General features: G+C 67.2%; 15 protein-coding genes. 8 read left to right on the plus strand and 7 right to left on the minus strand.

Annotated elements, in window-relative coordinates; translation table 11 throughout:
* The first annotated feature begins 27 nt into the window (after positions 1-27).
* The gene (locus AC4ELS_RS30355; protein ID WP_064879780.1) at positions 28-921 is read left to right on the plus strand and encodes an aminoglycoside phosphotransferase family protein; all 894 of its coding nucleotides are present in this window, start codon (positions 28-30) and stop codon (positions 919-921) included.
* 17 nt (positions 922-938) lie between these two features.
* Here the strand turns inward: AC4ELS_RS30355 and AC4ELS_RS30360 are convergent, their stop codons facing one another.
* The gene (locus AC4ELS_RS30360) at positions 939-1,262 is read right to left on the minus strand and encodes a hypothetical protein (protein WP_131811581.1); all 324 of its coding nucleotides are present in this window, start codon (positions 1,260-1,262) and stop codon (positions 939-941) included.
* A 160-nt stretch (positions 1,263-1,422) separates the two neighbouring features.
* On the minus strand, positions 1,423-2,388 hold the full coding sequence (locus AC4ELS_RS30365; RefSeq protein ID WP_064958778.1) for an o-succinylbenzoate synthase: 966 nt from the start codon (positions 2,386-2,388) through the stop codon (positions 1,423-1,425).
* Between the two features lie 103 nt (positions 2,389-2,491).
* Between AC4ELS_RS30365 and AC4ELS_RS30370 the strand changes: the two genes are divergently transcribed.
* Positions 2,492-2,743, plus strand: a complete 252-nt coding sequence (locus AC4ELS_RS30370) for a hypothetical protein (protein ID WP_082941542.1) — start codon at positions 2,492-2,494, stop codon at positions 2,741-2,743.
* Positions 2,744-2,761: 18 nt separating this feature from the next.
* Positions 2,762-3,424, plus strand: coding sequence for an MOSC domain-containing protein (locus AC4ELS_RS30375; RefSeq protein ID WP_064879774.1), 663 nt, complete (start codon positions 2,762-2,764; stop codon positions 3,422-3,424).
* A 27-nt stretch (positions 3,425-3,451) separates the two neighbouring features.
* Here the strand turns inward: AC4ELS_RS30375 and AC4ELS_RS30380 are convergent, their stop codons facing one another.
* Positions 3,452-4,105: an HD domain-containing protein gene (locus tag AC4ELS_RS30380; RefSeq protein ID WP_064958779.1), complete on the minus strand. Its 654-nt coding sequence runs from the start codon at positions 4,103-4,105 to the stop codon at positions 3,452-3,454.
* 22 nt (positions 4,106-4,127) lie between these two features.
* Positions 4,128-4,670, minus strand: a complete 543-nt coding sequence (locus tag AC4ELS_RS30385; protein WP_448448684.1) for a cupin domain-containing protein — start codon at positions 4,668-4,670, stop codon at positions 4,128-4,130.
* A 101-nt stretch (positions 4,671-4,771) separates the two neighbouring features.
* Between AC4ELS_RS30385 and AC4ELS_RS30390 the strand changes: the two genes are divergently transcribed.
* On the plus strand, positions 4,772-5,743 hold the full coding sequence (locus AC4ELS_RS30390) for a GlxA family transcriptional regulator (RefSeq protein WP_499050666.1): 972 nt from the start codon (positions 4,772-4,774) through the stop codon (positions 5,741-5,743).
* Positions 5,744-5,752: 9 nt separating this feature from the next.
* Here AC4ELS_RS30390 and AC4ELS_RS30395 read toward each other — a convergent pair whose 3' ends face one another.
* Entirely contained in the window at positions 5,753-6,442 is a 690-nt protein-coding gene (locus AC4ELS_RS30395) for an Rv0518 family GDSL lipase (RefSeq protein ID WP_055114347.1), read from the minus strand.
* A gap of 155 nt (positions 6,443-6,597) precedes the next feature.
* Positions 6,598-7,812: an acyltransferase family protein gene (locus AC4ELS_RS30400; protein WP_448448756.1), complete on the minus strand. Its 1,215-nt coding sequence runs from the start codon at positions 7,810-7,812 to the stop codon at positions 6,598-6,600.
* Between the two features lie 329 nt (positions 7,813-8,141).
* Here AC4ELS_RS30400 and AC4ELS_RS30405 point away from each other — a divergent pair, with 329 nt between their 5' ends.
* Positions 8,142-8,456, plus strand: coding sequence for a hypothetical protein (locus tag AC4ELS_RS30405; protein ID WP_064879766.1), 315 nt, complete (start codon positions 8,142-8,144; stop codon positions 8,454-8,456).
* A gap of 31 nt (positions 8,457-8,487) precedes the next feature.
* Here AC4ELS_RS30405 and AC4ELS_RS30410 read toward each other — a convergent pair whose 3' ends face one another.
* Entirely contained in the window at positions 8,488-9,060 is a 573-nt protein-coding gene (locus AC4ELS_RS30410; RefSeq protein ID WP_064879764.1) for an Rv1352/Rv1906c domain-containing protein, read from the minus strand.
* Positions 9,061-9,160: 100 nt separating this feature from the next.
* Between AC4ELS_RS30410 and AC4ELS_RS30415 the strand changes: the two genes are divergently transcribed.
* From AC4ELS_RS30415 to AC4ELS_RS30425, 3 genes are all read left to right on the plus strand, one after another.
* On the plus strand, positions 9,161-10,318 hold the full coding sequence (locus AC4ELS_RS30415) for an alkaline phosphatase family protein (protein WP_498887819.1): 1,158 nt from the start codon (positions 9,161-9,163) through the stop codon (positions 10,316-10,318).
* A 47-nt stretch (positions 10,319-10,365) separates the two neighbouring features.
* The gene (locus tag AC4ELS_RS30420; RefSeq protein ID WP_055114354.1) at positions 10,366-10,692 is read left to right on the plus strand and encodes a DUF732 domain-containing protein; all 327 of its coding nucleotides are present in this window, start codon (positions 10,366-10,368) and stop codon (positions 10,690-10,692) included.
* A 29-nt stretch (positions 10,693-10,721) separates the two neighbouring features.
* Positions 10,722-11,052: DUF5078 domain-containing protein (locus tag AC4ELS_RS30425; RefSeq protein WP_499050668.1), on the plus strand; the 331-nt coding region annotated here is incomplete at its 3' end.

Below are 11,052 nucleotides of genomic sequence, written 5' to 3' on the forward strand. Positions count from 1 at the left end.
CGGGCCGGGGTGCGACGATGGACCACGATGATCGATCTGCCAGGAGGCGTGCGTGCGATGGGCACGCGGGGACCGCAATGGCAATCATGGGTCGATGGCCTGCCACGACTGATCCGGACCCAGTTCGACGAATGGGACCTGCACGCCGACGGGCCCGCCGATCACGGCTACTGCTCGATCGTCCTACCGGTACGCACCGACGAGGGTGTGCCCGCAGTCCTCAAGGCCGCGTTCCCGGATGACGAGTCCGAACACGAACACCTCGCGTTACGACGGTGGGCGGGAGCCGGCGCGGTCCGGTTGCTGCGGGCCGATCCGCACCGGCGGACGATGCTGCTGGAACGGTTACACCACCGAAATCTCAACGAGCTCTGGGACATCGAGGCGTGTGAGATCGTCGCCGGGATCTACGGCCGGATCCATGTACCGCCACTGCCCCAGCTGCGGTCACTGGCCGACTACACGTCCCGGTCGACAGCTGACCTGGCACGTCTCCCCCGCAACGCCCCCGTTCCACGACGACTCGTGGAACAGGCGATCACCCTCGGCAGGGACCTGACCGCCGATTCCGGCGCCACCGGCACCGTGATCCACGGCGACCTGCACTACGAGAACGTCCTCGCCGGTGACCGCGAGCGATGGCTGGCGATCGACCCGAAGCCGATGAACGGCGACCCGCACTACGAGGTTGCGCCGATGCTGTGGAACCGATGGGACGAGCTGGCGGGTTACGTCCGCGACGGGGTCCGGCGCCGGCTGTCGGCCCTGGTCGACGCGGCCGGCCTGGATGCCGACCGGGCCCGGGCCTGGACCATCGTGCGGGTGATGCAGAACGCGATGTGGGAGCTGACCGAGACACCGGCACCCGACATCGACGAGCTGACCCGATGTGTGGCGATCGCCAAGGCCGTTCAGGACTGACGTTCGGGATTGAGTGGTCAGATGACCTTGTACGTGAGGTCGTAGAGTGCGCCGGCGCCGCTGAACTGCTGGGTGAGCTCGCCTCTACCCAACTCGTCCGAGCGGATGAATATCGAGCCCACGTCCTGCATCTCGTCGGTACGCACGTCCACCTCCCTCAACACGATCTCCAACTGACCGTCGAACGGCAGCAGTCGGTCCAGATCCACCACATCCCCCTGGCACATCGACACAGCCTTGAACTGAAACCCATCAGCTCTGCTGATACTGAGCTCGTCGGTCCCCGCGGAGTCCTGGGTCTTCACGGCCCGGAGTTCCGACAGCTTGGCGAACAACGACATGGCATCCTCCGTTGGATCTTCCCGCCAGCGGTAGCTGACCACGTCGATTCTCGAGTCGCCGCCACGCCGCACACATGCGTAGTGCGCTACTTGAATCTGTTCGGCGGAGGGTGCTGCGCTCAGCCCCGCGATACCCCATCCGGGGTGGTATCAGAGCAGTTCACGATGCGGAAATGGCACACTGCAGACGCTCGCGCCACCACGCCACCCGGGCTGGGTCGGTGACCGCATACTGCTCGAGTCGGTCGGGCTGCGGCGCGGGCGGCATCGGCGCCACAGGCAGGTAGCCATCGACGGCGACCAGGGACCGCGAATCAGCGACGACATCGCCGGCGAGGAAGCCCCTGGTGCCCAACTCACACGCGAACGCCAACTCGGGTAACGCCCCCGCCAGCGCAAGCCCCGACCCGAGTCCGATGGTGGTCTCCAGCGTCGAGGTGACCACACACGGCAACCCGCACGCCTCAGCGACGCGCAACGCGCGCCGGGCCCCACCCAAGGGTCCGGTGGCGAGCACGGCGATATCGGCCGCCTCACCGAGGCTCAGGCCCATCGGGTCGTCGGATTCGCGGATCGACTCCCCGGCCGCGATCGGCACCTCGACCCTCCTTCTGACCTGCGCCAGCTCGTCGATCGTCGGGCACGGCTGCGTGACGAACTCCAGTCCGCCGGCCACTCGATCGAGAGCGGCGATGGCGCTGACCGCGGTGTCCGGATCCCACCGTCCCTTGGCGTCGCACCGCAGGACGCCACCCGCACCGAGCCCGTCGCGCACGGCACGGACCCGCTCAAGGTCCTCGGCCAATCCCCCGACACCCACTTCGACCGCCGCGGTCCGACAACCCGATGCGGCGGCAATCTCGCGCGCCCGTGCGGCGTCCACGGCGGGAATGGTGATCGCGATGGGCACTCGGCCGCGCACCGGATCGGGCCAGCCGACGGTTCCCGGCTCGGTGGCTGACGTCAGCCACCGGCCCAGCGCGCCCTCGTGCGGCAGCGGGCTGAACTCCCCCCACCCCTGCGGGCCTTCGATCAGCATTCCCTCGCGCACGGTGAGCCCACCGACCGGCTCGATGGTCGGGATGGCGAAAACCGGCGCACGGTCGAAGTCGATGAGGGTCTGCACAACCACGTGACGCTAGCGGACCGAACCGGGCGTGGGCAGACAACCCGCGGCTTAGACTGCGCCCGTAGGTCCGAAAGAGGTGCAGCTCATGAGGAGACAGCCAATGACGAGCGCAGTGTGGCGCGGGGTGTTCACCGTGGTGTCGGCCGCGGTGCTGTCGGCCGGTTCGATGGCAGTGGCCACGATCGTGACGCCGGCCCCGAGCTCGGCCTGCCCGCCCGGGGAAACCGGCGTCACCAACGGTTGTTCGCCTTTCTGCATACCGGGCAGACAGCTCGACACCGCGACCGGGCTGTGCCTGCCCGTGCCGCCCTCCCCGCCGTCCTCGAATGGCGTTGCGACACCGCTTTTCTAAGCCGATACGCTGGGCGTCATGGCGCAGGTACTGACGGTCAACGTGGCCCATCCACGACCCAACACCGCCGAGGGCCGGGCAGTCACCGGCATCGACAAACGTCCCGTCGACGGGGCGGTCGCGGTACGCGCGCCCGGCCCGATGCACGGCGGGCTCGGTAGCGGCCTCGTCGGCGACACGATCGGCGACCAACAGTTCCACGGCGGCGACGACCAGGCGGTGTACGCCTACGCCCGCGAGGATCTCGACAGCTGGCAGACCGAGCTGGACCGCGAGATCGCCAACGGCGTGTTCGGCGAGAACCTGACGACCGCGGGCATCGATGTCACCAACGCCGTCGTCGGTGAACGGTGGCGGGTCGGTTCCCACGGGCTGGAGCTCGAGGTGTCCCGGCCGCGCATCCCCTGCCGGACGTTCGCAAACTGGTTGCAGATCAACGGTTGGGTGAAAACCTTTACCAGGACGGCGATCCCGGGTGCGTATCTGCGCCTGGTGACGCCGGGACCGGTATCTGCCGGCGACGAGATCGTGGTGACCGATCGTCCTGACCATGGCATCACCGTCGGGTTCGTGTTCCGGGCGCTGACCTTGGAGCCACAGCATCTGCCCACGATCCTGCAGGCTCCTGCTCTGCCGGAACCCCTCCGGGACCTCGCCGAACGCCGCACCTCCTCCAGCTGATCGACTCGGGTCTGCCTGTGGGACAGGCTATTCCGGCCACTTGTTGGCGAGGATCACTTCGACGAAGTCCTCCCGCACAAAAGTGTCGTCGAAGTGGGACAGCACGTCGGCGTTGACAGTGCCGAAGGTCGACCCGGGGCGCTGCCGTACCCCGTCGGTGAATGCCTGCAGGATGCGGTTCTTGAAGTCGGGCCGCGGATGCGCCGCGGTGACGGCACTCAGAACTTCCGGTGTCAGGTTGTCGAGGCCGATCCCGAGCACATCGGTTTCGACACCGGCTGTCACCAGCGCGATCTCAGGCTCGAGGAACTCGGGCACCCCCGGCGTGGTGTGCAGCGCGATGCCCAGCCAGACCTTGCGCGCGGCGGCCTCGTCGACCCCGCGCTGCAGCAGGAAGTCCCGTGCGGCGTCGGCGCCGTCGACCTCGAAGCGCAATTGTGACGACGTGCGGTACCCGTCGGTCAGCCCGATGTCGTGGAACATCGCACCGACGTACAGCAGCTCCAGATCTGGCTGCAGCCCTCGGCGCAGGCCCTGTAGCGCACCGAAGTAGAACACCCGGCGGGAGTGATGGAACAGCAGGTCGTCCTCGACGTCGCGGATGTACTCGGTGGCCTCGCGCACCAGCGCGGTGTCCGGCAGTTCGATCCCGCCGATGTTGCCGGTCAGTGATGTTGTCATGGATGTCTCCTTCGGACTCGGTTCAATGGGTGGGTGGGTTGAGGTGGTAGCGGGCCACGATGTCGTCGAACCATTCCGGCACCCCGTAGGTGAGGCCGTACTTGTTCGAGAGTTCGATGAACTCGGCGGTGGTGTGCAGGGGTGGGCCGTTCGGCCCGGGTTCGCCGGCGGAGGTCAGTAGCTCACCGAGTTCGCGGAAGTAGTTCTCGAATCCGTTTCCCGGCGTGATGACTTCGATGATGCGACCCGGCGTCGAACCCGCGTTCCACATGGCGTGCATCTGCCCGCGCGGCTTTGTGATGTAACCGCCCGGTCCCAGAACCACTTCACTGTCATCTGACCGGAACCCGATCTCGCCGGACAACACGATCGAGTGCTCGTCCTCGTTGGTATGGCGGTGCGCCGCGGTGATCATGCCCACCGCGAAAGGATGCTCGACAATCGAGACCAGGCCTCCGGTGGTTCGGCCGGTGAGCTTGAAAACCGCCCCGAAGCCAGGGATTTCAGCCGAATCCCCGGCCCCGGGCTGGACCACTGTGACGGTTGCACCTGCGGTGAATGACATGCGAACCTCCTTGTCGGCGTGCAACCAGTCTGCGCCGCGACCCAACCCTTCGAGAATGTCCGATCTGCCATCTTTCCCACAAAAAGCGACACAATGGATGCATGGCACAGGGTGGGGAACCACGGAAGATCGTGATCGTCGTCTTCGACGGGATGAAACTGCTGGATGCCGCCGGACCCGCCGAGGTCTTCGCCGAGGCCAACCGGTTCGGCGCCGACTACCGACTGCGGTTCGCGTCGGTCGACGGCGCCGACGTCATCACCTCGATCGGCACGAGGTTCGCGGTGACCGATCGAATCGCGCAGATCGATGGCGTGGACACCGTATTGGTCTCCGGCGGAGACAACCTCGTGGGCCGGCCGATCGATCCGAGCCTGGTGGCAGCACTGCGAGAGGTGCCCGCACGGGCCCGACGGCTCGCGTCGATCTGCACCGGGTCCTTCATACTCGCCGAAGCCGGCCTGCTCGACGGCCGCCGGGCCACCACGCACTGGCGGCATGCGCGGCTACTGGCGCGTGCCTATCCCACGATCTCGGTCGAACCCGACGCCATCTTTGTCCGGGACGGGGCTGTCTACACATCAGCGGGAGTATCGGCGGGCATCGATCTGGCGTTGGCACTGGTGGAGTCGGACTACGGCGCTGAACTGGTGCGCGACGTCGCCCGGTCACTGGTCGTGTATCTCAAGCGAGCCGGCGGCCAGTCACAGTTCTCGACGCTGGTCGAGGCCGACGCGTCGGCAGAGTCGGCGCTGCGTCAGGTCACCGACGCGATCGCGGCCGATCCGACGGCCGACCACAGCGTGAAAAGCCTTGCGGCACTGGCTTCGTTGAGTACCCGACAGCTGACCCGGCTGTTTCACGCGGAGCTGGGCACCACACCGGCGCGTTACGTCGAAACTGTGCGGGTCGATGTCGCACGAGCAGCCCTCGACGCGGGACGCCAGGTGGGAGAAACCGCCCGCCTGGCCGGTTTCGGGAGTGCCGAGACCCTACGGCGGGTGTTCGTCAACCACCTCGGGGTGTCACCACGGGCCTACCGCGACCGGTTCCGCACCACCTCCGGCGGCTGAGCTCCGCGCTCAGACCCAGCGCGGAAGTTCCTTGCCGATCAGCGGAGCGATCTTGTCCGCCATGTAGGCGTGGCCGGCGTCGGTCGGGTGGATGCCGTCCGCCCCGATCAGCTCCGGGTTGTCGAAGAACCAGCGTTCGGCGATCGGATCGACGAACATGGCTCCCACCTGCCGGGCCTGATCGCGCAGGATGTCGCGGACGCCGAGCAGATTCGGCGGAACATCGGCGTTCACCCATGGCGGCCCGATCACCAGCATCCGAGCGGTGGGAGCGGCCTGCCGGGCCATCGTCAGCGCATCGTGGCTCAACCGTGTCACCGCACCCAGGTCGGCATCCTTGTCGTTGCGTGACCCGAAGAAAACGATCAATGCATCGTCGGGCTGCACCGCCCGTGGGGTCAGGTCGGCGAAGACGCTGCCGCGGTTACCGCGCGCCTCATAGCCGGCGCCGCCCTCGGCCACCACATCGGCGTCGACCTGCACACCGCGCTGTGCCAATTTCTGCCAGGCCAGCGGAGCCCAGTTCCTCGGCCCCATGCCACCCTCGGCGGGCATGCCAGTGGTGTAGGAGTCTCCGATCACCGCGATGTGGCTGATCTGGGGATCCAGGCCGGAGGTGACAAAGCGCCGCTGAGGGGCCTGCGCGAACAGCCCCACCAGGAGGGCGAGCGAGACGATGAAAGTGGTCAGACGACTCACTGCAACCTCCACTGCCGGCGAGACCCAATTCGTCCCGGACCGCGATACCGAGACAGCCTAAGGTGTGAACCTGGGCCGTAGATAGGCGGCTGGTGACACAGCGATAACAAGGGCATAACATCCTGTCGCGCAGCGGGTTTGGATGGTTACAACGGTCAGCCGGCGCGGGCTGGAACCTCGTCGGACCGGTCTGCGGAATCCGTGTCGATACGGTGCAGTTTCGTGTTCGTCGAGTCGACCGGCCGGATGTCGACCATCCGGCGCATCCAGCGTCTGGCAGGCTCCTCCACGAGGTGATAGAGCGCGATCGCGCCGATCACCGAGATCACGAACAGGCCGAGCAGCGTCGCCTTACCCGAGAGCGTGGGTGTCAAGGTCAGCTCGAATTGCCGGGTGGTCCAGATCCAGGCGGTATGGACCAACTCGTGCACCATGTACAGGCCGAACGAGATTTGTCCGCCGTAGACAAGCAGTCGGGTGGACAACAATGCCGGCAGGCTGCCGACTCCGACCGCCAGGGCGACCACCTGCGGGACGAAGAGAATGTCGACCATGCCGCCCGCATCGCCGACGGTGTTCAACGGGTGCTTGTCGAAGAAGTACAGTCCGCCGACGATGGCGGCGCCCAACAGGATCGAGAGATAGCCCGCACCCTTCTGGGTCCGATCTGTCAGATGAAGCTTGCGCACCGCCGCACATGCCAGTGCGCCGGCGGTGAACTGCATGACGATGCGGGGCAGCCAACTCCACGGGGTGTAGAAGTGGCCGGTGGCCATCAACAGCACGACCGGTGGGACCGCGGCGGCGATGGCCAGTAGGACCAGACTGCGCGCCCGGGTCGCGCGGGCGATCCGGAAGATGACCAGGATCAGCGCACCGAACAGCAGGTAAGCCAGCCACTCGGCGCTGATCGACCACGCCGGCCCATCCCAGCTCGAGCCGTCGAAGTACGGCTCGAACCACAGCTGGACGAGGAACAGCTGCCGCACATAGCTGACGGCGTTGTAACCGCTCGTGTCCTCCGGCGGGATATGCCCGACGTTGAGGGTGAAGATCAGCCACAGTGCTGCCAGGTGCAGCGTGACGAGGTACACCGGCCACACCCGCGACAACCGAAGCCAGAGGAAGTGCAACGTGGCCCGGGTGGACCACGTCGGCCCCATCCGGTCGATGTAGTTCCAGGTCAGGACGAATCCGCTGAGGATGAAGAACAGGTCGACGCCCTGGGCGCCGCGGTCGAGTACGGGGGCCAGGGCCTTGGTGACATCGGGTGCCACCTGGTAGAGGAGGGGCCGGAAGTGGAACAGGACCACCCACACCGCTGCAACGATGCGCAGACCCGTCAGGGCCTTGATCTCTGCGCCGCGCACAACACCCTTTTCCGTATCCACCGAGCTGTTTCGTCACGTTCCCGCCGCGGCTGGCCGGGCGGATCGACCCGCGATTCGCGCAACCGGCAGCTCTCGCAGACTAGCAGCGCGCCCGTGCGGGTTGCGCTTCCCGCGCGGTGTGCATCTGCTGGACGACACGCCGGGCTGCCCGAACACCGGCTCGGGTGATCTTGTGCAGCAAAGCAATTGCCCGCGTCGACGTCCTCGCGGATCCTCGTGGCCGGCGCCGACCCGGCGTGTCCGATTCCTGGCAGTCCGCTCAGTGCGCCGATAGGCTCGAATCACGTGATCTCTCGGGGAGGTGTGAGATGACCAGCATCATCGGCCGCTGCGCTGCGGGTATCGGCGCGGTACTGGCGCCGTTCGGTCTGATGGCAGTGGTTACGGTCGCCACACCAGCGGTCAGCTGGGCCGACTGCGGTGCCGGAGAATGGTGGGATCCGGTGGCGAATGTGTGCCGTCCGCCGGTCGTGCCGCTCGGATGTGAGAACGGCGCCTGGTGGGACCCGGTGGCCAATACGTGTCGCCCGCCCGTGGTTCCTCCACCGCCGATGTGCGACAACGGCTGGTGGTGGGACCCGACCGGCAATGTCTGTCGGCCGCCGCTGATTCCGCCGGGCTGATCCTGCCGGGCAGGTCATCGAGCCCGAGCTGTCAGGGCATCGGCACCGAGGAACCGTCGTAGTTACGGGCATTGTTGTTCAGGCTGTCCATCCACGCGCGCAGTTTGGCGCCGCCCACCAAGGCCGGGATGGTGCCGTTGGCCGGGGTGTCGGGGGCTGCGTCGGTTGGCTGCCACGGCTGGCAACCACTCGTCTTGAACGCCTTGTCGGTCGCCTCGATCGTGATGACCTGTGGCTTCTTCGTGAACGCGTTGTCGATGATGTCGCCGCCGTGCAGATCCGCCATGCGCTTCCAATAGCAGGTGCCACCCTCGACCGGCCCGGCCGAGGCGTAGTTGCCCGGCTGAATATCGGTACCGACCATGAACAGGCCGTCGTGGTCGATCGCTTTTCCGCCCGCCGCGGCCGCGGGGGCCGCTGGGGGGGCCGCGGGATCTGCCGGCGCCGCGTCGACGGGACCGGGGGGCGGGCCCGGCGCGGGCACGGGCCCCGGCGCGGGACCTGGAGCCGGAACGACCGGATCGGCACTGGCGATGCCAGTGAACGCCCCGCCTGCAGATACCACCAGGGCGGCAGCGAGGATCACGGCTTTCATCGGCTTCATGAAAACCCAGGGTACCGGGTACGGCGCGGTGGTCTGGCGCCCTTGGGCCGAGGTCTGCGTCGACAAATCCCGCCGGCGTGATCTGTGGCACGCTCGCGGTGTGGAGCCTGCAAGTCCCGATCCCGATGCACCCCACCTGGCCGACGTGGTCCCGTCCGTGCTCGCTGCGATGGGCATACCCGGGTTCGATGCGCGGATCGCCTGGCCCGGTCCGATCCGCGGAGCATGCGTTCTGTTGATCGACGGACTCGGCGCCGAATTGCTCGCCGCCCACGCCGCCGACGCACCCGTACTCACCTCCATGTCAGATGCCGCCCACCGGACCCTGCACGTCGGGTTCCCGTCCACCACGGCAGCGGGGCTGGCGGCGATCGGCACCGGGTGCCGCTCGGGTGAGCACGGATTTGTCGGCTACTCCTTCCGGGTCCCAGAGGCCGGTCCGGAATTCGATGTGATGAACGCGCTGAGGTGGCGCCCCCATCCGTGGGGGCCCGACCTTCGCGACCGCGTGGTGCCCGAACAGATCCAACCGCTGCCCACCACGTTCGAACGGGCCGCGGCGGCCGGATTCGAGGTCTCGATCGTCTCGGGCGCCGAGCACGCCGGATCCGGTTTGACCCGGGCGCTGCTGCGCGGCGGACGCTATGTCGGCGTGCACGCTCTCGGCGATCTCGCCGCCGAGAGCATCGCGGCCGTCGCAGGCGGCGGCTTCTGTTACGGCTACCACGCCGACCTCGACCTGGTGGGCCACCTACACGGGCCCGGGTCGCCGGCCTGGCGGATGCAGTTGCGCCAGGTCGACCGCCTGGTGGAGTCGGTGCTGGAAGCTCTGCCGTCGGAATGCCTGCTGACAGTGGTGGCCGACCACGGAATGGTCGCCGTGGACCCAGCGGCGGCGATCGACGTCGACGAGTGCGAACCACTTCGCAACGGGGTGGTCGCGGTCGGTGGTGAAGCCCGCGCCCGGCACGTCTACACCGCCGCGGGCGCGGCCGACGACGTCCTCACCGCATGGCGGACCACCCTGGCGGATTCGGCGTGGGTGATGTCGCGGGACGAGGCCATCGGAGCGGGCTGGTTCGGCCCTCGGGTACGTGACGACGTCCGTTCCCGCATCGGCGATGTGGTCGCCGCCGCGCGCAGCTCAGCGGCGTTGCTGAGACGCCGAGTCGAACCCCTGGAGTCGGCATTGGTCGGCCATCACGGTTCGCTGACGAGCGCCGAGCAATATGTCCCGCTGCTGTCGGCGATCGGCTGAACCAACCGCGCACCCGAAACAGGCTTAGATGGGCTAAGATTCACCGCATGAAGCTTGCAGGGCTGGCAGTGATCGGTGCCGCGGCGGCAATCGCCTTCGCCGCTCCCGCACATGCCGAGATTGATACTGATTTCGCCAATGAGCTGCACACCTTCGGTATCTACGGGCAGCGGGACTACAACGCCTGGATCGCCAAGATCATGTGCAAGCGGCTGCACAACGGCGTCGACCACACCGCCCAGGACTCGGTCGGTTTCGTGAAGAAGCAACTGGCCAAGGACAGCACCGACGCCCAGTCCTGGCAGTTCACCGGCACCGCCATCAACTACTACTGCCCCGATCAGCGCGGAGTCTACGAGCAGGCCGCGCACTGATCCGCCTGATCAACACCTTTGGGAGCGACATGTTGAACCGCACGAGCGTCAAGAACCTGATCCGCACCGGCGTGGCCACCTGCGCCGTCGCAGGCAGCCTGGCCGGCGCCGGCATCGCAAATGCCGACGCCACCGACGACTACCCGATCCCCAACCGGATCCTGCGCACCCCCTGCACCGCCGAACAGATCATGGCCGCCGCCCGCGACGTCGAACCGGTCTACTACGAGCGCTACATGATCGACTACAACAACAAGCCGGTCGCCGACCAGCAAGGCGCCCAGGAGCGCATCCACTGGTTCTTCTCCATGGACTACGCCGGCCGCCGCCAGTACTCCGAGAACATGGCCACCAACGCCT

It is taken from the genome of Mycobacterium shunyiense, assembly GCF_058270035.1.